22 protein-coding genes are annotated in these 26,019 nt (G+C 53.7%); 14 read left to right on the forward strand and 8 right to left on the reverse strand.

Annotated features, from left to right (window positions below; translation table 11 throughout):
* Window position 1: 1 nt before the first annotated feature.
* From AC6I7Z_RS19705 to AC6I7Z_RS19715, 3 genes are all read right to left on the reverse strand, one after another.
* Window positions 2–994, reverse strand: a complete 993-nt coding sequence (locus AC6I7Z_RS19705) for an alpha/beta fold hydrolase (protein ID WP_497815522.1) — start codon at window positions 992–994, stop codon at window positions 2–4.
* Window positions 995–1,013: 19 nt separating this feature from the next.
* Window positions 1,014–1,475, reverse strand: a complete 462-nt coding sequence (locus AC6I7Z_RS19710; protein ID WP_497815523.1) for a DUF6130 family protein — start codon at window positions 1,473–1,475, stop codon at window positions 1,014–1,016.
* A 342-nt stretch (window positions 1,476–1,817) separates the two neighbouring features.
* Window positions 1,818–2,831 carry a zinc-dependent alcohol dehydrogenase family protein gene (locus tag AC6I7Z_RS19715; protein WP_497815524.1) on the reverse strand — a complete coding sequence of 338 codons (1,014 nt, stop codon included), beginning with the start codon at window positions 2,829–2,831 and terminating at the stop codon, window positions 1,818–1,820.
* 170 nt (window positions 2,832–3,001) lie between these two features.
* Here AC6I7Z_RS19715 and AC6I7Z_RS19720 point away from each other — a divergent pair, with 170 nt between their 5' ends.
* Window positions 3,002–3,907: a LysR family transcriptional regulator gene (locus AC6I7Z_RS19720; protein ID WP_497815525.1), complete on the forward strand. Its 906-nt coding sequence runs from the start codon at window positions 3,002–3,004 to the stop codon at window positions 3,905–3,907.
* 1,038 nt (window positions 3,908–4,945) lie between these two features.
* A complete protein-coding gene (gene mqo, locus AC6I7Z_RS19725) occupies window positions 4,946–6,601 on the forward strand; it encodes a malate dehydrogenase (quinone) (RefSeq protein WP_497815903.1) in 1,656 nt (551 codons plus the stop codon).
* A gap of 273 nt (window positions 6,602–6,874) precedes the next feature.
* Here the strand turns inward: mqo and AC6I7Z_RS19730 are convergent, their stop codons facing one another.
* Window positions 6,875–7,342: a DUF4174 domain-containing protein gene (locus tag AC6I7Z_RS19730; protein ID WP_497815526.1), complete on the reverse strand. Its 468-nt coding sequence runs from the start codon at window positions 7,340–7,342 to the stop codon at window positions 6,875–6,877.
* 398 nt (window positions 7,343–7,740) lie between these two features.
* Here AC6I7Z_RS19730 and AC6I7Z_RS19735 point away from each other — a divergent pair, with 398 nt between their 5' ends.
* Window positions 7,741–8,943: a lactonase family protein gene (locus AC6I7Z_RS19735; RefSeq protein WP_497815527.1), complete on the forward strand. Its 1,203-nt coding sequence runs from the start codon at window positions 7,741–7,743 to the stop codon at window positions 8,941–8,943.
* A gap of 78 nt (window positions 8,944–9,021) precedes the next feature.
* Here AC6I7Z_RS19735 and AC6I7Z_RS19740 read toward each other — a convergent pair whose 3' ends face one another.
* Window positions 9,022–9,918: a LysR family transcriptional regulator gene (locus AC6I7Z_RS19740; protein ID WP_497815528.1), complete on the reverse strand. Its 897-nt coding sequence runs from the start codon at window positions 9,916–9,918 to the stop codon at window positions 9,022–9,024.
* A gap of 100 nt (window positions 9,919–10,018) precedes the next feature.
* On the opposite strand from AC6I7Z_RS19740, the gene AC6I7Z_RS19745 reads away from it, so the two are divergent.
* Together AC6I7Z_RS19745 and AC6I7Z_RS19750 are read left to right on the forward strand one after the other, a co-directional pair.
* Window positions 10,019–10,849, forward strand: a complete 831-nt coding sequence (locus AC6I7Z_RS19745) for an SDR family oxidoreductase (RefSeq protein WP_497815529.1) — start codon at window positions 10,019–10,021, stop codon at window positions 10,847–10,849.
* Between the two features lie 226 nt (window positions 10,850–11,075).
* Window positions 11,076–11,291: a YdgH/BhsA/McbA-like domain containing protein gene (locus AC6I7Z_RS19750; RefSeq protein WP_497815530.1), complete on the forward strand. Its 216-nt coding sequence runs from the start codon at window positions 11,076–11,078 to the stop codon at window positions 11,289–11,291.
* A 97-nt stretch (window positions 11,292–11,388) separates the two neighbouring features.
* Here AC6I7Z_RS19750 and AC6I7Z_RS19755 read toward each other — a convergent pair whose 3' ends face one another.
* On the reverse strand, window positions 11,389–12,423 hold the full coding sequence (locus AC6I7Z_RS19755) for a LacI family DNA-binding transcriptional regulator (protein ID WP_497815531.1): 1,035 nt from the start codon (window positions 12,421–12,423) through the stop codon (window positions 11,389–11,391).
* Window positions 12,424–12,641: 218 nt separating this feature from the next.
* Here AC6I7Z_RS19755 and AC6I7Z_RS19760 point away from each other — a divergent pair, with 218 nt between their 5' ends.
* The 4 genes from AC6I7Z_RS19760 to AC6I7Z_RS19775 all read left to right on the forward strand — a co-directional run bounded on the left by AC6I7Z_RS19760 (window position 12,642) and on the right by AC6I7Z_RS19775 (window position 17,882).
* The gene (locus tag AC6I7Z_RS19760) at window positions 12,642–13,670 is read left to right on the forward strand and encodes an ABC transporter substrate-binding protein (RefSeq protein WP_497815532.1); all 1,029 of its coding nucleotides are present in this window, start codon (window positions 12,642–12,644) and stop codon (window positions 13,668–13,670) included.
* Between the two features lie 97 nt (window positions 13,671–13,767).
* The gene (locus tag AC6I7Z_RS19765) at window positions 13,768–16,002 is read left to right on the forward strand and encodes an ABC transporter permease (RefSeq protein ID WP_497815533.1); all 2,235 of its coding nucleotides are present in this window, start codon (window positions 13,768–13,770) and stop codon (window positions 16,000–16,002) included.
* On the forward strand, window positions 15,999–17,060 hold the full coding sequence (locus AC6I7Z_RS19770; protein ID WP_497815534.1) for an ABC transporter ATP-binding protein: 1,062 nt from the start codon (window positions 15,999–16,001) through the stop codon (window positions 17,058–17,060). Before AC6I7Z_RS19765 ends, AC6I7Z_RS19770 begins: the two co-directional genes overlap by 4 nt.
* A 21-nt stretch (window positions 17,061–17,081) precedes the next feature.
* On the forward strand, window positions 17,082–17,882 hold the full coding sequence (locus AC6I7Z_RS19775; protein WP_497815535.1) for an inositol monophosphatase family protein: 801 nt from the start codon (window positions 17,082–17,084) through the stop codon (window positions 17,880–17,882).
* A gap of 132 nt (window positions 17,883–18,014) precedes the next feature.
* On the opposite strand, the gene AC6I7Z_RS19780 is transcribed toward AC6I7Z_RS19775, so the two are convergent.
* Window positions 18,015–19,025 (reverse strand): LacI family DNA-binding transcriptional regulator, encoded by a 1,011-nt coding sequence (locus AC6I7Z_RS19780; RefSeq protein WP_497815536.1) that lies wholly within the window; start codon window positions 19,023–19,025, stop codon window positions 18,015–18,017.
* Window positions 19,026–19,395: 370 nt separating this feature from the next.
* On the opposite strand from AC6I7Z_RS19780, the gene AC6I7Z_RS19785 reads away from it, so the two are divergent.
* The 3 genes from AC6I7Z_RS19785 to AC6I7Z_RS19795 are packed head-to-tail and all read left to right on the forward strand — an operon-like array spanning window position 19,396 to window position 22,495.
* Window positions 19,396–20,319 (forward strand): substrate-binding domain-containing protein, encoded by a 924-nt coding sequence (locus tag AC6I7Z_RS19785; protein ID WP_497815537.1) that lies wholly within the window; start codon window positions 19,396–19,398, stop codon window positions 20,317–20,319.
* A gap of 46 nt (window positions 20,320–20,365) precedes the next feature.
* The gene (locus tag AC6I7Z_RS19790; protein ID WP_497815538.1) at window positions 20,366–21,544 is read left to right on the forward strand and encodes a Gfo/Idh/MocA family protein; all 1,179 of its coding nucleotides are present in this window, start codon (window positions 20,366–20,368) and stop codon (window positions 21,542–21,544) included.
* A 9-nt stretch (window positions 21,545–21,553) separates the two neighbouring features.
* Window positions 21,554–22,495: a sugar phosphate isomerase/epimerase family protein gene (locus AC6I7Z_RS19795; RefSeq protein ID WP_497815539.1), complete on the forward strand. Its 942-nt coding sequence runs from the start codon at window positions 21,554–21,556 to the stop codon at window positions 22,493–22,495.
* A gap of 54 nt (window positions 22,496–22,549) precedes the next feature.
* Here the strand turns inward: AC6I7Z_RS19795 and AC6I7Z_RS19800 are convergent, their stop codons facing one another.
* Complete coding sequence (locus AC6I7Z_RS19800; protein ID WP_497815540.1) at window positions 22,550–24,142, reverse strand: methyl-accepting chemotaxis protein; 1,593 nt, start codon at window positions 24,140–24,142, stop codon at window positions 22,550–22,552.
* Window positions 24,143–24,492: 350 nt separating this feature from the next.
* On the opposite strand from AC6I7Z_RS19800, the gene AC6I7Z_RS19805 reads away from it, so the two are divergent.
* A complete protein-coding gene (locus AC6I7Z_RS19805; protein ID WP_161801261.1) occupies window positions 24,493–24,660 on the forward strand; it encodes a hypothetical protein in 168 nt (55 codons plus the stop codon).
* 444 nt (window positions 24,661–25,104) lie between these two features.
* Window positions 25,105–25,815, forward strand: a complete 711-nt coding sequence (locus AC6I7Z_RS19810) for a lysogenic protein (protein ID WP_497815541.1) — start codon at window positions 25,105–25,107, stop codon at window positions 25,813–25,815.
* Window positions 25,816–26,019 lie beyond the last annotated feature (204 nt).

Raw genomic sequence — 26,019 nt, forward strand, 5'->3', positions numbered from 1 at the left:
GTTACAGAGCCGCGGCATCTGTGATGGCTTTAACAAACTCGTCCGGATCTTCAGCAGGCGGATTGTGTCCGATATTCCCGGTGAAAGTCCGGTGTTCATATTTTCCGCTGAATTTTGCCCGGTATGCTTCTGGTGCCGGATGAGGCGCGCCGTTGTTATCGCCCTCGATAGTGATCGCAGGCACGGTAATAACCGGCAGGGCCGCTAACTTTTTCTCATAAGCATCATATTTTTGCTCGCCTTTTTCCAGACCCATACGCCAGCGATAATTGCTGATGGTGATGGCCACCTGATCCGGATTATCCAGCGCCTTAGCGGACTGATTAAAGGTCGCCTCGCTAAACTTCCAGCCTGGTGAAGCCTGCTGCCAGATCAGGCGGGCAAAATCATGCGTGTTTTGCGCATAGCCCTGCCGACCACGCTCGGTGGCAAAATAGAACTGATACCACCACTGCAGTTCCGCCTTCGGCGGCAGCGGTTTTTTGCCCAGCGCCTGGCTGCCAATCAGATAACCGCTGACGGACACAAGCGATTTCACACGCTCTGGCCAGAGCGCGGCGACGATATCCGCCGTACGTGCGCCCCAGTCAAATCCGCCGAAGACAGCCTGTTTGATATTAAGCGCATCCATCAGCGCCACCACATCAGCCGCCATTGCCGAAGGCTGACCGTTGCGCGGCGTGCTGTCTGACAAAAAGCGCGTGCTGCCGTAGCCGCGAAGCCAGGGCACGATAACGCGGTAGCCCCTGGCCGCCAGCGTCGGCGCCACGACGGCGTAACTCTGGATGTCATAGGGCCAGCCGTGCAGCAGAATAACGGGCTGCCCGTCGCGGGGGCCAATATCCACATAACCCACGTTCAGCACGCCGGCTTTGACCTGATGAATATGGCTGAATGCGGCGGCATAGTCAGTTTCTGTCGGGGCCGCGAAGGCTGAGGTTCCAGCGCTCAGCGCCAGCGCGGCCAGCAGGGACTTACGAAAGAAAGCGTTCATAGCGGTGTTCCTTAATCTGTCAGTGGTGCCCGGCATGCGCGGGGACGGTGAAATTAACGGTTTTGCTGTCGAGCGGCTTATGGGTGGGATCGGCAAGAATCAGGGTCACCTTGTGCTTGCCGGCGGGCAGCCCGACCAGAATGACGGGTTCACCGCTGGTGTCTGCCCAGTGCCACGGATGGTCATCAACGATTACGTGAATATGCCCAATGCGCGGGGTGATTTTCAGCGCCTCGGGGCCAAAGACCGGCTCGATGCGTAGGTTTTCGGCCCGGTACTGAATAAAAACCGCGCCTTTGCGCAGCGGGCCGGCCAGCGGCGCATCAACAATCAATTTCGCCGGAGGCTGAGGGTTTTCCAGCGGCGCGACGGCAACCGGGCCCAGTACATCGCCGGCGCTGAGGTCGGCGAGCCTGTCGGCCCAGGCGCAGGTCGCTGACGCGCCCATTAACAAAGATGAAATCAGCAGTCGGGTTAACATCGGGTATCTCCACGCAGTAATTTGATGCGTTAAGAAGACCACGGCAATGTACAGGGGATATGTTCGAAATGGCGGCTTGCGCAACGGGGTGTATCTGTTCAGCAGGGCGATACACTGCGATACAAAAAGAATGAAAATTCACAAGGCCAGAGGAAGAAAAGCGCTGCGGATAGTCTGCGACTGTTGTGCGGCAGGATTGTAACCGGAAGATTATTTAGGGTAGGTAAGTCCGCTTCTGGCGCAAAGCGGATTGACACTGGCGTGAGGTCCGCTTTGCGCGAGCAGACGTTGGCCATGATATTGCCCGCCACATAAATGACGGGCTTTAAAATTTTATACGAATCAATCGCCTATTTTAATGACGATTTTACCGAACGCACCGCGGGAAAGATGATTAAATGCCTCTATGGCTTCTTCGAAGGGATATACCTGCTCGATTTCAGGGTCAATCTTGTACTTATCCAGGAAAGGATTCATGCGGTCAAAAGATGTACGGGGCGCTACGGCAATGCCACGGATAGTCGTCTGGCGGAAAATGACCGGCATCAGATCCAGTTGAGATGTCTGTCCAGTAAGAAAACCCACCTGGGCAATGGTTCCGGCCACTTTTGTTGCGGCCACTGACTTATTAATTCCGTTCCCGCCAGCCACTTCGATAGTGATATCCACGCCTTTTCCATCGGTGAGTTCTAGCACTTTTTTCTCCCAGTCCGGGAAAGTCGTATAATTGACCCCTTCATCGGCACCGAGAGCTTTAATGCGCTCAAGGTTTTCATCTTTGCTGGATGTGGCAATAACGCGCGCACCATGAGCATGCGCAATTTGTGCAGCAAATACAGAAACGCCGCCGGTCCCCTGCACCAGAACAGTCTGTCCCGGCTGTAAATTACCAACATCCATCAATGAGTACCAGGCTGTCAGCGCGGCTATAGGCAATGTGGACGCCTGTACGTCAGACATATGCGCTGGTGCTCTTACCGCAGTATTTTCATGAATGATCATGTATTCAGCCAGGCCGCCCGGCAGTGGCATGCCAAGACACCATGCAGGTTCATCTGCCGCCGGCTCTCCGTCGATCCAGCGCGAGTACAGATGCGAGTTAACGCGATCGCCTGTGCTGAACCGGGTTACGCCTTCACCTGTGGCAACCACGGTTCCTGCCGCATCAGAGACAGGGATCAGGGGCTTTGGAACCAAATGAGGCTCATAAAAGCCTTCCACAATTGCTTTGTCCCTGAAATTCAGGGAGACCGCACCGACTTTTACCAAAAGTTCTCCTGGCCCAGGTGTAGGCGTATCGACCTCTGTAAGCTGTAAGTTTTCAAGCCCAAAATCTTTTAATAACCATGCTTTCATTTTTGTCGCTTCCCATATGTATGTGCAGATGCGTCAATGATAAAAAAGGCCGGGAGCGGTAAAAAGCCACAGAAAAGGAGTTCAGTGTTATTACAGGAGAAACAATCAGGCCAGGATATAATCCGACCTATCCCAAATCAGCTGGAAAATGCCTGCGGAGTTAAAAAATTATGCGCTCAAACATGCTTGAGTTAATGGATATTTTTGTTCAGGTCGTTGAGCTACGTAGCTTCACCCGCGCGGCTGATGCCCTGCAGTTGCATCGTCCTGCCGTCAGTAAGTCTGTCCAGCAACTGGAGGACGCTCTGGGCGTTAAACTACTGCACCGCACAACGCGTAGCCTGAGCGTGACCGCTGAGGGAGATGAAATTTACCAGCGGGCAAAAAATCTCTTGTCCGACGTTAACGACATGATGGCTTCCTATTCTCTAAATCAACTGCCTCGTGGGCAGCTTCGTATTGATGCCCCGCTGGCCCTGATGCACACTATCCTGATTCCGCATTTAAGCGAGTTTCAGGCGCTCTACCCTCAGATTGAAATGGTGTTGACGGCTTCAGATCGCCTGACCGATTTGGTTACAGAGGGCGTCGACTGTGTCATTCGTCTCGGTGAACTTGCCGATTCAAGTTTTATTTCACGTCGTATGGGTGATCTTCAGATGGTCACCTGTGCGGCCCCCTCCTATCTGGAAAAATATGGGACTCCTCTGACGCCGGATGATCTTGCTCATCACAAAGCCGTTTCTTTTTTTAGCGAACACAGCCGCGAGGTACAGGAATGGAAATTTGTTATGAATGGCGAAGTTATCTCACGACGTCCAGGAAGTAGTATGCGAGTGAATAATTCAGATGTGCTGCTCTCCTGCGGTCTGTCTGGCCTGGGTATGCTTCATGCATTACGTACAGCATTAGAACCCTACATCAAGACAGGCCGACTGACGGAAGTATTATCCGGCTATGCTACAGTAACTAAACCCGTGTCCATACTTTACCCTGACCGGCGTTACCTTCCTCCCAGAGTCCGGGTTTTTATCGAATGGTTCTCTGAATTATTTGCAAAAAACCATCAACATTAACGGTGAATATACACACGCGCTATATGCACTTTGCCGGAAATATGCCGACTGACCCGATACTGTTCATTTCCTGCCTGTGACCATCGTCAGAGATCAAGCCATTGAATACAGGAAGCAGCAATGCGATAGCAGCATCTTGTCAAAATCAAAAGCCCTGTCTGTCAGTGTCCGCTTCTGGCACAGGGCTGATGCTTGCATTAACAACCTGATGACGAACGGCTAGATCATCTCCTTCACTGGCTGGTGCCGGCACGCTTTTCATCAGGCGCTTTCGTTCCGCTGAGGGTGTTTGGCATCAGCCGGGCAGAATTTCAGATCTTCCGAGGGCGAGATATACCTACAGGACTGGTGAAATCAGAAAGTGCTGGACAGCCCGAATAATCGCTTCCTTTTTTCATATCCATGACACGGCCAGCAGCTTCTTTATCGGCTACAAAAGGCTTCAACATCGCCCAATGTTCACGCCGTACAGCGCTGCGTCTACACTGGCAGTAAGTCCAGTGAGCTTAGCTGTAACAATATTCGTGCTGGTAGTGATAAACTTGCCAACGTCTAAGTCTGAGTAGAATATTCCTGTACGCAGGAAAGCCTGCATGATTTCTTTAAGTAAAAAAATATATAGTGGTACATTCCTGCGAACAAGAACATGCTCTTTCTTCCATAATTAATTTTGCACGCAATAAAGGCCAACTGCCACCGACATGAGCCAGGTGAAAAGGTCTCCAGCAATAAATAATAAAAATTTATGTTAGATGCCAATATTTGTCCTGTTAAACAACAAACGTCGCATGGAAACAGCCTGTTATCTTCTCTGTAATTTCCGCGCTGGCTGATTTTTTTAGTTTCTGCAGCGGACTTCAATAATTGATAATAAAAAACACAGCAGTCAGCTTTCTTTAGTTAAAATACATTTTATTTAATTTAAAAATTAAATATTGTCAACTTTTTGAAGCAATGGTTTATATGGAGTGTTTAAAAATAGATACAGGTAAGTTAAAATATTGCTTCATTCATTTATTTTCGATAGTACTAACTATAATGCTGCAACAAAATAAAATTTTCCCTGCGTTATCTCTCATCGCGATGTTAGTCAGCGCGACTGCTCATGCTGAAGAGACCAACGAAAAAACAGACGTACTTCTGATTGGCGGCGGTATCATGAGTGCCTCAATGGGCACGTTACTGCAAGAGCTTCAGCCTGACTGGAAACAGCTTATGGTTGAAAAGCTGGATGGTGTTGCGCTCGAGTCATCCAATGGCTGGAACAATGCTGGTACGGGTCACTCCGCCAACATGGAGCTGAACTATACGCCAGAACGTCCAGACGGTTCGATTGATGTGTCTAAAGCGCTGGAAATCAACGAAGCCTTCATGATTTCTCGCCAGTTCTGGTCATCACAGGTCAAGCGTGGCGTATTAAACGATCCGCACTCTTTCATCAACTCTACGCCACATATGAGTTTTGTATGGGGTGACAAGAACGTTGATTACCTGACTAAACGTTACGCCGCTCTGCAGCAGACTACCTTGTTTCAGGGGATGAAGTTCTCTACCGATCAGAACCAGATCAAGCAATGGGCTCCTCTGATTATCGCCGGACGCGATCCACACCAGAAAGTGGCTGCGACCTGGACGCCGGTTGGCACCGATGTGAACTATGGCGAAATTACACGCCAGCTGGTTGGCAGCCTGAAAAAAGATAATAACTTTAAGCTGGAAACCTCATCTGAAGTTACAGGCTTTAAACGTAACAGCGATAACTCCTGGCACGTCACTATCACTGACGTGAAAAGCGGCAAAGAGCACGCTGTAGACGCAAAATATGTCTTTATTGGCGCAGGCGGCGGGGCCTTAAAACTGTTGCAAGAAACGGGGATCCCGGAAGCTGAGAATTATGCAGGTTTCCCTGTCGGCGGATCGTTCCTGGTGACAGAGAACCAGGACATTGCCCGTCAACACGCACAAAAAGTTTATGGACAGGCTTCAGTGGGTGCGCCACCGATGTCGGTGCCGCATCTGGATGCGCGTTTCCTGGATGGTAAACGTGTCGTACTGTTTGGGCCTTTTGCGACTTTCTCAACCAAGTTCCTTAAAAACGGCTCTTTCTTCGATCTGTTAAGTACCACTACGACCAAAAACGTGGGTCCGATGACTGACGTAGGGCTGGATAACTTTGACCTGGTGAAATACCTGATTGGCCAGGTGATGTTAAGTGACGAAGATCGATTCGAGGCGCTGAAAGAGTATTATCCGTCAGCGCGTAAAGAGGACTGGAAACTGATTCAGGCAGGTCAGCGCGTACAGATCATCAAGAAGGATGCTGAAAAAGGCGGCGTGCTTAAGCTGGGAACTGAAATCGTTACCGATAAACAGAAAACCCTGGCTGCGCTGCTGGGCGCTTCTCCGGGCGCATCGACCGCCGCACCTATCTCCATCAATGTCATGAAGGAGCTGTTCCCTGAGCAATTCAAGTCGGCGGAGTGGCAGAGCAAGATCCGTAGCATCGTACCTAGCTATGGACAGAAACTGAACGGCAACGTTGCGCTGACCCAGCAGGTTTGGGATGAAACGGCGGCAACGCTGCAGCTGGTAAAACCGCCAGTGATCCAGATGAAGGACGCGCAGGCATCTCCTCAGGCTCAGCCTCAGAAACCAAAAGCCGCCGCTGAAGTTCAGCATGATATGGCGCTTTAACTCTCACGGATGATGATAAAGCCCCTGACGTTCTCTTCAGGGGCTTTTATTATCGCGTCGCTGCTCGGTCAACTTTCACCTCTGCAACGCAATCTGCGTCTGAACAAAACAAGCCAGACATGAAGGCTGACTATTTTATAATGGAGTAAATTGCCCTCGGGCACGTTACGGTGTCATTCAGCATCGCCACTTTTGCTAAAAGGCGTTTAGCAAATAACAATTAACGGATGTCTGATATACCCCGTTTTATACCCTTGTCGCGGGTATGAGGTATTAACGCAAATTAGCCTTGCGCATTGGCATTCTGTCGATGGTAGAGAGCAAATCTTCTGAAGAGATCGGTGTTTTTTGACGAATCTTCACCCCGCCATCTTTACCGACCAGAACCACTTCAAAACCGTCAGGTTTAAATTGCGAACGCAGCTGGCCACTGGCAGCCGGTGAGGTATCGCTCAGCACGATGATATCGCGATCCGCTAAATCCGTTTTGCTTTGCTCTAGCATGGCGATTTGCCTGACATAGTCAGCATCTTTTTCCGATGGGGCAAAGATAACAACAGGGCGGCTATGCCACTGATACTGTTGCAGGCTGGCTGTATCAGGGGGCAAAGAGTTGAATATCGTGGTACCTGCCATCAGCGCAGAGCTGTAAAAGAGCAATGACAGCATCAGCATGCCTGAAGCCATAAAGGCGTTATAAGACAGATATACTTGTTTGGGTCGTGAATTTTTCATACGCATCCTTTACTCCTCTTAGTCAGGCTGGCGGCATTCAGATAGAAAGAATGATCGGACAGATAAATGCGGGTCATATATCAACAGTAGTGGAACTGGCCAGGTATGAACGCCTCCTTTCGTATATTTACAACGAGAGGGACAGGATACGCATTACAAAAGTAGGGCGCATACTGTTCAGTTTAGTTCCAGTCCCGCTTTCGCTGCGTAATGGCGCGATTCAGCATCACTATCTAAGGCCTGAGCCTGCCAATCTCAAAGGCTGCTGAGAAGCTCAAACGACCCAGCATCTGCTTGCTGCATTTAATCTTCTGTATTGTGAACCCGGTCACCTCATGGGCGGACGCTATTCAAACGAATCCCACTATAGTCGTTAAACATTCCGATTACGGTGGGTAACTAAAATGAAAAGAAATAAAAAAGCGGTGCACAGCCGTTTAGCCACAAACATAACCATGGCATTATCTCTGGCTGTTTTTTCACTGGCGGGAAGCACAATGGCAAATGCCGCGGTAAATCATCAAACAGCATTAGCAGGAACCTGGACATCGATTCCCGATGCGCCCTCAGCGCAAAAACCTGACCATCCCAGTGAAGGGTTATATCGCCTGAAGGTGAACAGCGACGGTACGCTGACGCCACTCGATGTGATCAAGATGAAAAGTCCGTCGTGGATTGTGAAATCCCGCGATGGGCGTTTTGCCTATACCACCAATGAAGAGAATGACGGCGCGGTCACCGCGCTGAGCGTGGATAAGAGCGGGCAGGTGCGGGTGCTCAATAGCGTAGAGAGTCACGGCCAGCAGCCTACCCATGCGACTATCAGCCCGGACGGTAAGTTCCTGTTTGTCTCTAACTACTCCGTGGCGAAGGGTGGCGCGGGCATATCGGTCTTCCCGATCCATCACGACGGCAAACTGGGCGAGCAGGTGCAACATTTCCCGTTTGAGCAGGGTTCCGGTGCCGTTAAAGGGCGCCAGGATGGCGGCCATGCGCACTCCACCACGTTTACCCATGATGGCAGGTATCTCTACGCCGCCGACCTTGGCGGCGACAAGCTGCACGCCTACCGCTATCACGCTGATAAAGCAGAGCCGCTGGAGGCGGACAGCGCGCGCGACGTGAGTTTTACTGCAGGTTCGGGCCCGCGCCATATGGTGTTTGCGCCAGATGGCAAGCATGCCTATGTCATTACTGAAATGGCCGGTGAAATTATCGTGTTCAGGGTGAATCAGGATCGTCTGGAGCCGGTTGGCCATATCAAGCTGAATACGGAGAACAGCAGCGCAGAATACCGCAGCGGCGGCGGCATTATTTTAAGTCCGAACGGTAAATATGTGATTGCGTCCAATCGCGGCTCAGATAATAAATTGCTGGTGTTCAACATTGAAGCGGATGGCATGTTAGGTAAACCCGCGAGCTATAACGCTAACGGTATTGAACCGCGTGCCTTTGCCTTCGACGGCAGCGGTAAATATCTCTACGTGACTAACGTGTTCACTAATACTATTTCTCTGTTCCATTTCGATGAGAATAGCGGCGAAATAAAAGCAGCGGGTGACGCGGCGAAAATATCCACGCCGACGGATATTAAATTCTTTAATTAAGGCAAAATGCTCACTCGCCAGGGGCGATATTACTGGACGCCCCTGGCATCGGTCAGCTATCGCTGTAGCTGATGAGTATCAGGCGCGCGTGGTTGCTTTGATTGTGTCGACAAACAGGCGTAACGCGAGGGGCATATGACGCTGCTGCGAAAAGTAGAGCGCGATCCCTTGCGAGGCGATGGTCCAGTCATCCAGCAAGGTAACCAGACGTCCGGTAACCCGCCCGTGCTGAACGTAGCGCTCCGGCACATAAGCCACGCCTAATCCGGCGATGGCGGCCTCTGTCATTAACGCACCGCTGTTGAGCGTCAAACTGCCGGGAACATCTAGCGCAAACCGCTGCTGGTTTTGCTCATATTCCCAATGGTACCGCTTCCCGCCTGGTAAACGATGCCGTAAGCAGGTGTGCTGCATGAGATCTTGCGGGTGCTCAATGGGGGGACGTGTCGCTAAATAATCAGGCGATGCCACCGTAACAAAGCGTAACGGCCCGCTCAGCGCAATCGCCACCATATCCTTAGGCACGTCTTCAAACAGCCGTATACCGGCATCAAAACCTTGCTCGACTATATCAACCAGCTCGCCCTGGGCCACTAAATCAATTTCAATCCCTGAATATTTTTGCATGAAGGTCGGCAATATCGTTTCCAGCAGAAGGCCGATCGCTGCATCGCTGGCGCTGATGCGCAGTGTTCCGTAGGGCTGGCGATCGCTGGCGGTGACGTCATTCAGCAACTCGTCCATTTGAGTAAGCAGCGGCGTCATGCGCGCAATCAACATTTCACCGGTTTCGGTCAGCGCCACGCTTCGCGTTGTTCGGTGGAAAAGCCGCACGCCAAGCGCCGTCTCCAGCCCTTTTATGGTGTGGCTGAGCGTTGAACGCTTAAGGCCGAGCAGATCCGCCGCGCGGCGAAAACTGCGCTGGTCAGCAACCGTTTTTACCGCCAGCAGTTCATTCCAGGACGGACGCTTCATTGTTTAAAATTTCCCACCATCACATGCCGGTTTGGGGAGATTATGGCATCAATCTTTCGTTTTATGATGAAGGTCGGTTCACTAAACAGAGAGAATACTGATGAAAACCTGGCTCATTACCGGCGCATCCAGCGGCCTTGGCCGCCTGATGTGCGAAAGTCTGCTGGCCCGTGGCGATCGGGTGGTCGCAAGCGTGCGACGCGAAGCGGCCTTAGAGGATATGCGTGCGCAATACGGCGATAATCTACAGATCATGGTGCTGGATATCAGCGAGACAGCAACGATAAAGCCCGCTATTGAAGCTGCATTCGCTCAGGCGGGCACGATTGATGTAGTGGTAAGCAACGCGGCTTATGGGCTGTTTGGCGCAGCGGAGGAGCTGAGTGACAGGCAAATTGAACGCCAGATTGCGACCAATCTCACCGGATCGATTCAACTGATCCGCGCAGTGATTCCGTTTTTGCGGCAACAGGGCGGTGGTCGGATTGTGCAGGTCTCCTCGGAAGGCGGCCAGATTGCTTATCCTGACTTCAGCTTGTATCACGCCACCAAATGGGGAATAGAGGGTTTTGTCGAAGCCGTTCGCCAGGAAGTGGCCGCGTTTGGCATCGACTTTTTGTTAGTGGAGCCAGGGCCGACGGCAACGCGATTTGGTGCGGGGCTGGATATAGCGGATGCCTTACCCGTTTACTGCGATACAGCGGCAGGAAAAATGCGGGCAGCGCTAATGAACGGCGAGTTTGAGATTAAAGGAAATGCGCAAAAATGCGTGACGGCGATGATTGCTGCCGCTGATGCTGACAATCCGCCTCTGCGCTTACCGCTTGGCAGCACGGCCTATAACCATATTGAAACGGCGCTAAATATGCGGCTTGAGGCGCTGCGGGCAATGAAAACCGTGGCGTACAGCGCTGATAATCTGGAGCAGTAGCCGGCGTGCCCCAGCGTCCAGATGCTCAGGCAACCAGAGAAGCTGTCAGCGCAGTTTGCTCTGGCACCCGCGAAGCCGCCTGTTGCATTCAAGCCGCCTATTGGTGTGATAGTTAGCATGGTAACAATACCAGCACTTATTGATAACATTCGAATAGTAACCTTGGGTATCATTATCTCATCGAAAGCAAACGTGCTTTCAACCATACAAACCAAGGATTAAGACCATGAAAACCATCAAAGCAATCTCTATCGCCGCCGTCACCGCCCTTTCACTGATGTCAGCAGCCAGCTTCGCGCAGAGCATCTCTGTCACCTCCGGCACGCTTGACGGTGCTGAAGCCAAAATCGCCGCAGAGGCTCAGCAGCAGGGCGCTCAGTATAAAATCACTGAGGCTAACACCAATAATCGCGTCCATATGACCGCTGAGCTTTACAAATAAGGAATGGTCGCAAAAGGAAGTGCCGGAAGAGGTCGCCCAGAGGGCGGCCTTTTTCGCATCATTGATGCTAATTTTATTGGCCAGAGATCATGGCGCTTCAGCCACGCCGCACCGATCCGCGCCACACCACGCTCGCCTCATAAATTAAACGGTCGTTTTGCTGTTCCGCTCGTGGGCGCAGCTCTTCCTGACGTTCTTCCTGGGCGATAAGCCACTGCACCGCGTCATAGGCGAATTGTTCGACCGGCTGGGCGAAGGTGGTGAGGTTATAGGATGACCAGCCGCTTTGCGGGATATTGTCATAGCCCACCACGCAGAGATCTTCAGGGATACGCAACGCGAAGCTGTGACGCGCTTCGTCCATAAAGCCGCACGCCACCAAATCGGTTACGCAGAATACGGCATCAGGCCGCTGCGGACGGGTGAGGAGGCGATGCGCCAGAATCCGCCCGCTTTCATAAGAGGTGCTGCCGTAGCGTTCGACGGAGACCGCCACACCTGCACGCGCCGCTGCTGCAAGAAAGTCACCTTCACGTTTCATCAGGCTGGGCGTGCCCGCCAGCGAATTAGCAAAAGCGAGATGGCGACAGCCGGCGCGCAAAAACGCCATCAGAGCCGTCTCCGCCGCCTGGGTGGAATCAAGGTTGATGCTGAGCGAGCCGGGCAGGGTTTCATCACGGTTAATCAGCATCAGATGCTGACCATGCTGGTAGCACAGGTGAGTAATCCCGCTGTCAGGCATGCCGGAAAGAATGATCGAGGCGTCGGCGCGGAAGTTAATGGCCTGCTGTAGCGCGGCTGAGACGCTGCTGTCTGAGCGGTCGGTATTAATTATCATCGCCACTTTGCCCGCCGCCTGCAGACATTGCGTCATCCAGCTTACCAGGCTGGCGCGGTAAGGCGTGGCGACTTCAGAGACGATCAAACAGACAATGCCGCTGCGGTTACGCACCAGGCTGCGCGCCAGATGATTAACGTGGTAACCCAGCTCTTCTGCCGCCTTCATTACGCGGGCGCGCATCGCTTCCGATACGCTGGCGCCGGGCGTGAAGGTGCGGGACACTGCGGAACGTGAGACCCCGGCGCGGCGGGCCACATCCTCAGCGCTGACAACCGTTTTCCCCTGATTCATGTTTCTCCTCGTCATGGCCACAGGCCCAGAAAGAGTCTGTATCAGATTGCACATATGTGCAAAAGAAAAGTCTGGCTGAATGTTGCAATTTTGTGACATGGCTAATCAAATGCATCGCAAGGCGATTGACAGGCTATTTTTTGTTCTCTACTAATTTGCACACATGTGCAAAGAAACCGATGCCAGTGCAGCATCGCCTCTGACCCCAGGAGAACACCATGCGTTATACCTTGTTGATCCCAGCCATAACCCTGTGTTGCTCGACCCTGCCGTTAACCGCCCGCGCCGCCGGTAATCTTAATATGATTTGCTCCGCAGATGTGGTGGTATGCGAACAGATGACGCGCCTGTTTAGCCAGTCGCATACGGACATCAAGGTCAGCATGGTGCGGCTCTCTGCCGGTGAAGCCTATGCGCGCATTCGCAGCGAGGCGCGTAATCCGCGCACCGACATCTGGTGGGCAGGGACGGGCGATCCGCATATGCAGGCGGCGGAAGAGAAGCTGACGCAGCCCTATAAGTCTCCCTTGCTGAGCCAGCAGCATGACTGGGCGCAAAAACAGGCTGAAATCTCTGATTTCCGCACGGTGGGGATTTATGCGGGCGCGCTGGGCTGGGGCTACAACACGAAACTTCTTGCCGCAAAAAACCTAAAGGCGCCGGCCTGCTGGTCAGATTTGCTCGATCCGGGTTTCAAGGGGGAAATTCAGATCGCCAACCCTAACTCTTCCGGCACCGCCTATAACACGCTGGCTACGCTGGTGCAGATCATGGGTGAAGACAAAGCCTTTGATTATCTGAAAAAACTCAATGCGAATATCTCGCAATATACCAAATCGGGTTCCGCGCCGGTTAAAGCCGCGGCGCGCGGAGAAACAACCGTCGGCATCGTTTTTATGCACGATGCGGTAGCGATGGAGGTCGACGGGTTTCCCATTAAAACCGTTGCGCCTTGCGAGGGCACCGGCTACGAGATTGGATCGATGTCCATCGTGAAGGGCGCGCGCAACCTGGCCAGTGCCAAAATCTGGTATGACTGGGCGCTCAGCGCCGAAGCGCAGTCGCACATGAAAGAGGCGAAATCCTTTCAGCTTCCTTCCAACACTCAGGCGGAAATCTCTCAGTACGCGCCGCGATTCGAAAACATCAAACTGATCGATTACGACTTCAAAACCTACGGGGATTCCGCGAAGCGCAAGGCGCTGCTCAGCCGCTGGGATAAAGAAATCGGCGCCAGCGCTCAATAACACTGCTCTGTGGGCGGAATGCCCGGATAACCAATTCAACGGCGGTGGCGTAAGCCTGATGTCCGCTTCAGCCTGAACGCTCAGGTCGAGGTGATTCATGAATGCACATAACCGGCGCTTAACCGGCGCGCTGGCTCTGGGGGCCGTGTCGTTAACGCTGCTTCCGTGGTACAGCCTGGAGGCGGGCTTTTTTGATTTCTCATGGCTCGGCGGGCTCTGGCACGACGAAGCCGCCGCCCCGGCGCTGTGGCAAACGGTCGTCTGGCACCGTCCATGGCTCGCCGTTATCGCGGGATTATTTGGCCTTGCTGCGCTGTGCGGATTAATTCAAAACCGCGCATGGCGAAGCGCCTTGCTGTCAGGCGTTAGCGCCATCGGCGTGCTGTTTATGATCGCAGAGGGCCATGCCATTGGCTACAGCGGCTGGAGCTGGGCGTGGCTGGAAAGCGTGATGGGAACGCTGGAGCAAGGCCAGCCCGCTTTTGGCGCAGGCGCGCTGCTGATGCTGACCACCTTTCTGCTGCTGTTCGCGTTTGCCCTGGCGGAACGCGGCGTGATGAGAGGCGATGCCTTTGTGGTCGCCGCTATCGTGCTGTTGGTGGCGCTGGTCAGCGCCTTCGTGCTCTATCCGGTGCTGAGCCTGTTCGTGGTGTCGGTGCAGGATGTAGACGGCAGCTTCAGGCCAGATGGCCTGCTGGCGAATATGGGCGACCCGTCGATATGGAGCCTGTCTTGCTTTGCAGGCGGCACCTGCGGAACCGCCTGGCGCACGCTGATGCTGGCGCTGATGACCGCTACCGGCTCCACCCTGCTGGGGCTGGCCTTTGCGCTGGCGGCAACGCGCACCGCGCTGCCATTCAAAAAAGCGCTGCGTCTTCTTACTATCCTCCCGATCATCACGCCGCCCTTTGTCATCGGCCTGGCGCTGATCCTGCTGTTTGGCCGCTCCGGCGTGGTGACCAGCTATCTGGCGACGCTGTTCGGCATTGAGCCCGGCCGCTGGCTATACGGCATGACCGGTATCTGGATCGCCCAGGTGCTGTCATTTACGCCCGTGGCGTTTCTGGTTTTGATTGGCGTCGTGGAAGGAATTAGCCCGTCGCTGGAAGAGGCCTCGCAAACCCTGCGCGCCAACCGCTGGCGCACCTTTACTCGCGTGTCGCTGCCGTTGATGGCGCCGGGGCTGGCAAATGCTTTCCTGATCGGCTTTATCGAAAGTATGGCCGATTTCGGTAATCCGATGGTGCTGGGCGGCAGCCACGGCGTGCTTTCGACGGAGATCTTTTTCTCGGTAGTTGGCGCGCAAAACGATCCCAGCAGGGCCGCGGTGCTGGCGATGATCCTGCTCTGTTTTACCCTGTGCGCCTTTATCATTCAGCGTCTGTGGCTCTCCGGCAAAAGTTTCGCCACCGTGACCGGCAAAGGCGATGGCGGCACCCATAGCGCCTTACCCAGGCCGATGCGCCTGGGCATTTACGGACTGGTGATCCCCTGGGGCGCGTTCACGCTGGTGGTCTACGGCATGATTATGGTTGGCGGATTTGTACAGTCATGGGGACTGGATAACAGCCTGACGCTGGAGCACTACATTCACGCCTTTCGCGTCACGCTGCAGGAGGGGCATCTGGTCTGGAGCGGCGTCGCGTGGAACTCATTCTGGACCACGATTGAAATTGCGCTGATTGCGGCCCCCCTGACGGCTATCGTCGGGTTACTGACCGCATGGCTTATCGTGCGGCAGAAATTCGCCGGACGTCAGGCGTTTGAATTTGCCCTGATGTTGAGTTTTGCCATTCCCGGCACGGTTATCGGCGTCAGCTACGTGATGGCCTTCAACCTGCCGCCGCTGGAGATCACCGGCACCGCGTTAATTCTTATCGTCTGCTTCGTTTTCCGTAATATGCCCGTCGGCGTGCGCGGCGGAATAGCCGCCATGAGCCAGCTCGATAAAAGTCTGGATGAAGCCTCTCTGACGCTGGGCGCAACCAGCTTCCGCACGCTGCGCAAAGTCGTGCTGCCGCTGCTGAAACCGGCCATCAGCGCTGCGCTGGTGTACGCCTTTGTCCGCGCCATTACCTCTATCAGCGCCGTGATTTTTCTGGTCAGCGCGCAGTACAACATGGCGACATCCTACATCGTCGGCCTGGTCGAAAATGGTGAGTATGGCGTGGCGATAGCCTATTCCTCTGTGCTGATCGTCGTGATGCTCGCCATCATTGCGCTCTTTCAGCTGCTGGTCGGCGAACGACGCCTGCGTCGGGCAGCCAAAAGCAGCGCCATCGTCGCTACGCCTGGCGCCCCAACGTCATTAACTCAGGAGAATGCGGTATGAGCACAGCAAAAGCAGGAACCGTCGTCTTTGAACATGTCGCTAAACGCTTTGCCGGGTTTACCGCCGTGCCGGACCTTTCGCTAACGGTGGAGGCCGGCACGCTGGTGACGCTGCTGGGCCCGTCCGGCTGCGGCAAAACCACGACACTGCGTCTGCTGGCAGGTCTGGAGCATCCCACCTCCGGGCGCATTTTGATTGGCGGCAAAGAGGTGACGCATCTGCCTGCCAACGAGCGCGACGTGGCGATGGTATTCCAGTCCTACGCGCTGTTTCCTCATATGTCGGCGCTGGACAATGTGATGTACGGCCTGCTTTCCGGCGCCATGAGCCAGCGTGAAGCGCGGGATCGCGCGCGGGAAGGGCTCAAGCTGGTTGGGCTGGAAAATCAGGGGGATCGACTGCCGTCGGAGCTTTCCGGCGGCCAGCAGCAGCGGATCGCGGTGGCGCGCGCGCTGGTACTGGAGCCGCAGGTGCTGCTGCTGGACGAGCCGCTTTCTAATCTGGATGAGCGACTGCGCCGCCGCGTGCGCACAGATATTCGCGATTTGCAGCAGCGTCTGGGCTTTACCGCGGTTTACGTCACGCACGATCAAGAGGAAGCGCTGGCCGTCTCCGACAAAATCATCGTGATGAAAGAGGGCGAAATCGCCCAGCAGGGCGCGCCCGAAACGCTTTATCAATCGCCCAATTCGGTTTTCATCGCCGATTTTATGGGCGAGGCCAACATTCTGGCCTGCGAAGTGGAGTCGCTGGAGGGTGAAGAGGCGATGGTTCGCCTTGGCAGGCGACTTTATCGCGTGCGCGGCAGCGGCGCCACGCCGGGAAAAGCACAGCTTTCGGTGCGACCGCAGTTTATAACGCTGTGCCCAACTGGCGAAGGCGCGCTGCCGGGCGAAATCATTCATGCCACCTGGCTGGGCGATCATATTGAGTATGAAGTGGAAACCCCTCTTGGGGCGCTGTTTATCGTGGATAACCAGATGGAGCAGCGACTGCCGCTTGCTGCGAACGTCAACGTCGATTTTAAACCGCAGGGACTGGCGCTGATCGTCCCCTGAACCGGCCATGAAGGAAACAATATGAGCGAGCTTGATAATAATGCATTGATGACGCGTCTGGCGCTGGCAGAAGAAACGGCGCGCGACGCCGGGCGTCTTGCGCTGAGCTGGTTTCACCAGCGCGACAGTTTAGTGGTTGAAACCAAAAAAGATCTACAGGATGTCGTTTCCAGGGCTGACCGCGATGTTGAACAGATGATTGATGCCCGTATCCGTGAGAGATTTGCGGAAGATGGATTTCTGGGCGAGGAGTTCGGCTTACAGTCCGGCACCTCGGGCTTTACCTGGGTGGTCGATCCCATTGACGGCACCAGCCCCTTTCTCAATGGAATGCCGAACTGGTGTGTTTCTGTCGCGGTGTTGCACCAGGGAGAGCCGGTGATTGGCGTGATTTTCGCGCCATGCTTTGACGAATGCTATGTTGCCGCGACAGGAAAGGGCGCGACGCTCAATGGCCGCGCCTTGCAGGTTGACCCTGCCAGAACGCTGCAAAATCACGTGGTCGGCTTTGGCGCAAACAGTTACGTTACCCCGCAAGCGGTAGGCGAACTGCTGGCCGCCCTGTTAGCGGCAGGCGGAAATTTCATCCGCATCGGATCGGGCGCGTTAATGCTGGCATGGGTGGCGGCCGGGCGGGTAGTGGGCTATCTGGAGCCTTACATGCATGCCTGGGATTGCATGGCGGGGTATTGCCTGGTGCGCGAAGCCGGCGGCTGGTATTTGCCTTTCAACACAGAAGGCGATCGCTTAACGAAAGGCGCAAAAGTGTTGGCCGTTGCGCCCGGCGCCCGCGATGAGCTGAAGAAAATCGCCGGCGTTTAGCATGAATACGCCTGACGTCAGCCGGGTCAGGCGTATTAATCATCGGCGCGAAAGCCTCTCCGGCTGGCGTGAATTCGCTGATGCTGGATGGCCAACGGGCGTAATTGCCAGGCATTAATGTAATCTGCCCGTTTAGCGTTTCAGATGCGAACGGCGGATGCGCAGCTCGCCCTGTTTCCAGCTGCCATCCGGGTTTTCCTTCCCGTCTATCAGGCGGTTAAGCGCTTCTTCCATGAGCAGGTCCAGGCGTTGGCTGTATGTTGTCAGCTGCCATCCGGCAGAGGCCGCTTCATCAATATCGTCAAAGCCTACGACGGCAAGTGGCGGGTTGTCTGCCGCGTCCCGCAGAGATTCCAATGCGCCCAACGCCAGTATGTCGTTCTCGCAAAAGAGCGCCTCAATGCGCTCAGCGGCGGGCGTTCGCTGCAAATACGCTTTCATAAGGGCGGAACTTAACTGACGATCGTAGTGTTCGACGCTGACTTCAAGCGCCAGCCTGAATCCGCGCGCCTGCAGTTCATCGCAAAACCCTTTTTTCCGCTGCAGGTGTTCCGCCTCGTCGCCAGGGCCAGCTATATAACCGAACCGCTTATGGCCCTGTTCGGTTAACAGACGGGCGATAACGCGGCCAGCCTGATAGTCGTCAATATTCACCGTCTCGATTTTTTGCCCCTCAGCGTTGCGACCGACTTGCACCAGCGGAACGTCATGCATCTCTGTGGCGATCGAGACGAATTCGGGCGTCAGCACCGTCGCCAGGAAGAGGATGCCATCTACCTGGAGCTGATCGGCAAGCGCCATAACGGCCGCGTAATTGTCGCCGGTAATATTGAGCAGCAGGGCCATATAGCCGCGCTTTTGAAGCTGACGGGTCACTTCGTCCAGCATAAGCATCGAGTGAGGGTTTTTCAGTTCATCAATTGCCACGCCAATGATATGAGTGCGTTTCTGTGACAGTCCGCGGGCAAGCAGGTTGGGGCGGTAGCCCAGCTCTTCCGCGATAGACAAAACGGCCTCACGCGCCTTCTCGGAAATAGAGGCGCCGGGAGTAAAGGCGCGCGATACCGTCCACTTCGATACGCCGGCGCGCAGCGCCACATCGCTGGCGGTGATTTTTTGTCTTTTTACGGATTTGATCGTCATTCGGGGCCTGTCTGTATAGGCAAAAAGGTTAAGTGAATCAGCCTGCTTCTGCTGTTTATCAGGATCTGTCATGCCATTAGCGGCGAGTTTTTACAGCATAACATCGGTTCATGCACCCGGTTGCAAAAATTTTGTGATCGCGTGTATGCATTTGGTTAGAGCTATGTTGACTAAATTTTTTATCTGCCTCACTGTCGAGGCGTCTTCAGCAGAGATGTGCCCGCAAGCCTGGTTACAACGCCTGCATCTTTTTTTGCACCCGGGTGCAAGCGGGTGATCAACAGGTGGGCAGAGGCTGAAGAGAGTCGGAGCAGAAAGCGGTCGCTCTTTACTTTGAGGATGTAAAAATCTTATCTGACAGGGCCTGACGATGAATAAGACATTCTGTTTACTGATATTGATCACCCTGACGCTGAGCAGTGCGGTGCAGGCAAAAACGGCGCAGGTTGGCGTAGCGCTGGCAAATTTTGACCTGAATTTTGTTTCGATATTGCGCACGCAGATGATGCACGAGCTGGATGTACAGGGGATGAAAGGACAGTTCTCGGACGCCAAAGGGGACGTCGCCCTGCAGGTGCAGCAGGTTGATGATTTTATCAATCAGGGCGTGGACGCCATCATTCTTAACCCGGTGGATACGCAAGGCGTCCTTCCGATGATCAATGCGGCGAAGAACGCAGGAATACCGCTGATTTTCGTCAACCGTAAGCCCGAAGTACCGCTGACCGGCGCCATGGCCTATGTCGGCTCGGATTCCGCCCTCAGCGGAAAAATGCAGATCGAAGCGCTGGCCAAACTGATGAACTACCGCGGCAATATCGCCATCCTGATGGGCGCGCTGTCGAACGAGGAGGCGCGCGAGCGTACCCGCGCCGTCGAACAATTCGTCGCGCAGCACAAAGAGATGAAGGTGGTAGAGAAACAGACCGCCAAATGGCAGCGCAATGAGGCGGTGGACGTGGTTTCAGCCTGGGTGCTTAACGGCACGCCAGTCAATGCGATTGTCGCCAATAACGACGAAATGGCGATCGGCGCCATCATGGCGCTGAATCAGGCCAGGAAAAAGGATGTCATGGTGGCCGGTATCGACGGTACGCCAGATGGTCTGCAGTTCATTAAAAATGGCGAAATGGCGGTAACGGTTTTTCAGGATGCCCGCGCGCAGGCGACCGGTGCGGTAAAAGTCGCCTCGCAGCTGCTTAACAAGCAGAAAACAGAGAACTATCACTGGATCCCGTATCAAACCGTGACCAAAGAGAATTACGCGCAGTTCATCAAACTTAATCAAAAGTAAGTTTTTTAACCCGTATTGCACCCGGTTGCAAATAACAGGAGAACCTATGTTAAACGGTGAAAAAAGCATTCCCCGCCCGCTACGCTGGGCCATGATCGGCGGCGGTCGGCTTAGCCAGGTGGGCTATAAGCATCGCTCCGGCGCGCTACGGGATAACACGGCTTTCCAGCTGGTGGCCGGCGCCTTTGATATTGACGCCGCGCGCGGCCGCGAGTTTGGCGTCAATCTTGGGGTGCCAGCCGAGCGCTGCTATGACAATTATCAGCAACTGCTGGAAGAGGAGGCGAAGCGCGAGAATGGCATTGAAGCGGTGACGATCGCCACGCCAAACGGCACCCACTTTGAGATTGCCCGGGCGGCGCTAAATGCTGGCGTGCATGTGATTTGTGAAAAGCCGCTGTTCTTCACCTCCGCGGAAGCGCAGGAAATCAAGGCGCTGGCGGCGCAAAAAGGGCTGATTGTCGGCGTCACCTATGGTTTCTCCGGCCATCCGCTTCTGATGCAGATGCGCGCGATGATCGCCAAAGGCGAAATTGGCGAGGTACGCATGGTCGAGCTGCAGTACACCCACGGCTTTAACGCCAGCGACAGCGTCGACAAGTTTAGCGATGCGCAGAAGTGGCGCGTCGACCCGAAAATCGCCGGGCCTTCATTTGTGCTGGGGGATATCTCCACCCACACGTTTTACATTTCCCAGCTGGTTCTGCCCGAACTGAAAATCAAAAGCCTGCTGTGCGACCGCCAGAGCTTTATTCCGTCGCGCGCGCCGCTGGAGGATAACGCAATGGTGCTGATGCATTACGAAAACGGCGCGGTAGGGCGGATGTGGGCTTCCGCTATCAATGCCGGATCGATGGACAGCCAGAGCATTCGCGTTATCGGCTCTCGCGCCAGCCTGGAGTGGAGCGACTCTTGCCCGGGCGAGCTGAAGTTCGAGGTACAGGGCCAGCCCAACCAGACCCTGCACCACGGGATGCCCTATCTCGATGAAAGCGCCCTCGCGGATGAGCGCCTTGGGGCGCTGCATACCGAAGGGCTGGCGGAATCCTGGGCCAACATTTATCTGAAGTTTGCTGTCGCAATCAGCGCAGCGCAGCGCGGCGACAGCAAAACGCTGGAGACGCTGATCTATCCCGATATCAACGCGGGCGCTGAAGGCGTGCGCTGGATTGAAAACTGTGTGCGCTCCGCGGACAGCGGCGCAAGCTGGGTCAACTACGAATAAGGAACGGCAATGAAACTCTCTTTTTGTACCGACAGCCTCGGCCATCTGCCATTTGAGCAAATGCTGGATAAGCTGCTTGAGCTCGGCGTCTACGGCGTTGAGATGACCACGGGCGGCTGGTCCGCTGCGCCGCACGTTCCCACGGCCGCGCTGCTGGAAAGCGCGGCCAGGCGCCAGCAGTTTCTTCAGGCTATCGAACGTCGCGGCATGACCATCGCCGCGCTGAATGTTTCCGGCAACCCCCTTGATCCAGGCGAGCTGGGCCAGCGTCATCAGCAGGATACGGAAAACGCGCTGCGCCTGGCTGGCGAGCTCGGCGTGAAGAAGATCGTGATGATGAGCGGCCTGCCGCCCGCCAGCCCGCACGATACCGTGCCTAACTGGATCACCTATACCGTCAGCTGGCCGCCGACGCTGAAAAACTGCCTGGATTACCAGTGGAACGAGGTGGCTATTCCCTACTGGCGGGGGCTGACTGAGCGGGCAACAGCCTGCGGCGTCGAGAAGTTCGCGCTGGAGAACTTCAGCTCGATGCTGGTGTGGAATCCGGAAACCCTGTTCCGCTTGCGTGACGCCGTGGGGCCGATGGTGGGGATGAACCTCGACCCCAGCCACCTGATCTGGATGGGTGCCGACCCGATTGCCGCCGCGCGCGCGCTGGGACCGGCGATACATCACTGTCACGGCAAAGATGTGCGGCTGGAGCGTGGGCTGGTCAACGTAAACGGTCTGCTGGAAACCAAACCCGTGGAGGATGTCGCGAATCGCGCCTGGAACTATGTGGCGGTAGGCTGCGGTCAGGATCTGCAGTGGTGGAAAGAGTTCTTCTCGGTGGTGCGCATGATGGGCTATAACGAGTGGGTTTCGCTGGAGATGGAAGATTTGACCATGTCGGTGGAAGCGGGCATCACCTCATCCATTGCCGCCCTTCAGCAGACCATCAGTCAGTAAGATCGTTGTTATGGCTGCCGTGCTGGACGGCAGCCATAGCGGGATACCGCAAGGTTAAACGGCTGGCTGCGGCACGCTTTGCGCCGCCAGGCTGCCTATCTTAAAGGTTGCCACGGCCTGTCGCAGATGCATCGCCTGCTCTTCAAGAGAGGCCGCGGCGCTGGCCGACTGCTGAACCAGCGACGCATTCTGATGCGTTACGCCATCCATCTCTGACACGGCTTTGCTCACCTGCTCAATACCGCGCGTTTGCTCCGCGGACGACGAGGCGATCTCCTCCATCAGCAGGGTCACGCGATTGACCGAGTTCACGATGCCGGACATCGACTTTCCGGCCTCCGAGGCGTGGCCGGCGCCGCTTTTGATGCGCTGCACCGACTGTTCAATCAGCGTTTTTATTTCCTGCGCGGCGCTGGCGCTGCGACCCGCCAGGGAACGCACCTCTCCCGCCACGACGGCGAATCCGCGACCCTGTTCGCCTGCACGGGCAGCTTCAACGGCGGCATTGAGCGCCAGGATATTGGTCTGGAAGGCGATGCCATCGATAATGCCGATGATACCGGCAATTTTCGCCGAACTTTCGCTGATCTCTTCCATGTTAGCGATAACCCGATCCACGGTCTCTCCGCCGTGCGTGGCCATGCCCGAGGCTTCTTTGGCGGCGGCGGATGCCTGCTGGGCATTCTCGGCGTTGAGTTTCACCGTAGAGGTAATCTGCTCCATGCTGGCTGCGGTTTCTTCCAGCGCGGCCGCCTGTTGCTCGGTTCGCGACGACAAATCCGTACTGCCGGAGGAGATTTCTGATGCGCCGCTAAAGATCGCCCGCGTGGCTTCATTAACAGAGCTGAGCGTGGTAATCAGCGCGTCCCGCATCAGCTGCATCTCGGTGACCAGCTGCCCCAGTTCATTACGGCCCTCGCTCTTGATATCCGAAGCAAGGTCGCCGGCCGAAATCGCGCGCATATAACCGGTAAGCCGGTTTACCGGGCCGAGCAGCAGCGCCTTGAGTCCTGCCCAGACGGCAAGAATGATCGCGCAGGCTGACAGCGCGATGACCAGCAGCGTGCGCAGCGCATCCGTCAGGCTCTGCTGATTCTGCTGAAAGGTCTGCTTCATCAGGTCATTATTGCGCGCGCGCCAGCTCTCATAGGCCAGATCGAGCTGATCCTGCACCCGCTGCGCATCGAGATTGCCGTACGCCTGATAATTTCCCTGCTTCAGAAAACCTGTCGACGCTTTCATGGTGGAGTACATCTCCTGCCAGGCCCTGACCACTTTTTCGGCTTCCTGCGGGCTCTGGCCGACGCTGGGCGGAATGGCTTGCCAGCTCTTGAATAGCTTCTGGGCATCGTCGGCCGTTGCTTCCGCTTTATTAAGCAGCGTCGCTATCGCGGCAAGCGAAGCAGGATCTTTCTGGTTTTTTAAAAAGCGAATCGCGACGCGGGTGATGGTCACGCGCGTTTTAATTAGCGTCTGGACGGTGTCACCCAGATATTGCTGCTGCTGAGTTAGCTGCTGGGCGGTAATAAAGTTTTTGTCCGCCTTAAGGGCTGAGGCGTAAAAAAGCGCGCCGGTCAGAGCCAGCAGGAGCGTGAAAATAATAAGCACTGCGATAACGCCGGTTGTCAGCCTGAGATTTCTGAACATAGGTGTGGGTCCGCAAGAGAAGAGTCGATGAGATTATCGGCAGGAAATTTCTTTCCGTTAGTGATTATGTCGGACGCTTCTTTGCTGGCATCATCCATTCGGCGTTGTCAGGTGCATGGAATAGCTGAACAGAAGGGAGTCAGCGGCGCGCGTGATGTTTCATCAGGTAATGAACAAGGCTTCAGGTCCAGTTTTTACTCACGAATAGCTTACTTTTTTCTGGCGTTGCGAAGTCGATTTTTGTATGTTGCATTTGATATGCATGAATGTTGCATTTGTTACTATCGACTACAAGATTTAGCCTGATTAAACATTTTTAAGGCTTAAAGCAATTAACACAGGGAAAAAATATGGAAGCCTATCCAGCTATCTCAGCCGCTTTTGCTGACCTTGTTCGTGCGCTTTCTGCGGGAAGTCAGGAGCAAATTGACACCGCTTCCCAGGAAGAAATTCTGGAAATGTACCTGCTTATTGGTGCGCTTATTCAGTGGAAGTATTGTTTTAAAATCAGCTTATAAAGCGAGGGTAACCGAGTTGATTGTAAGCCTGTCATGTTGCGTTTTCATATGCTGTGCATAAGGCGTAATCCGTTATGCTCTGCTATTGCAATGTGACAGGTTTTCAATGCAACTACGTTTTTGCTATCTCTTATTATCAAAGCAGCCTGATTTTCTGACAAATTGCATTGTATGCATTTCGTGGAATATTATTTAGTGTTTTACTCTGGATTGTGCTATTACATCTGCATGAGAAAGGTGCGAAATATTGATGCTTTAAATATTTGTAGGAGAAACCGCTTTTTGATATCAATTTAATATTATAATCTTTTTTCTCATAATATTGTCTTTTTTGCAAATCCCAGGTATAAATGTTCTCTGTATAAATTGAATGAAAAGTCACACTATAGTTATAGTGAAATGTTGCTCTATAAAAATGATATAATTTCAAAGAGGACTTGATAGATGAATGTCACATTAATTTCAAGTATAATTAGTGGTTTTTTTGCTATAGCTTCTGTTGTAATATCTGTTGGAATCACCACTTCCAATCAGAACAGGGTCAATAAAATAAATAATTCTATAGAGTCAAGAAGGAAACATCAGTATTATCTTGAACCATTAATTCGGTCAGCTGCCGACCTGCAAAGTCGAATTTATAATATATTAAAGGGTAATTTCATAGAAAGATATTATCATAATGGAAGTGACAGAAATAAAAATTATGTGATAAATAATACTGTTTTTCTCGTGGCTCAATTCTTTGCATGGACTGAAGCTGCTCGCATTGATGTTCAATTCCTGAATCTTGAAAATGATTTGAGAACCAGGGAATTATCAGAGCTACAGAGTAAAATATATTCTTTAATGCAAACAGACACCCTTGGTACTAGTTTTGTTTTTTTTGCCGGGGAGCAAAGAGCGCTTGGTGAGCAAATGTTAACGAAAATAGATAAAGGATATGACTGTATAGGATATGGTGAGTTCTTAAAAAAAGACGCGTTTTGCAATGAGTTTTTATTTGCGGAGCTGAAAGGAGAGATCATGAAAATGACAGTAAATATAGATGATTATCGTCCTCGCCTACTAAGATTGCAACATGCATTAATTGATTTGCTTGATTATCTCGATCCCAAACAAGTAAGAATTAATGGTAGAGAACGTACAAAGATATAAAAATTTGACATCTAATTTGGCTGAATAAAATACTGAAAAGCGCCAGGGTTTAGATTTTTTAAATAGTTTATTATAAGCTGTATTTCTATTTAGGTATTACGCAAACTTCGTTATATGATATACATTCACCTTGAGCTTTCTGATGAACTGTTTCTTTTTTTACCTCGTTTAACTCATTCGCCGCCATAAAAAACCTGCCGCCTG

The organism is Pantoea sp. X-Soil-MYKO-1289 (assembly GCF_059730625.1).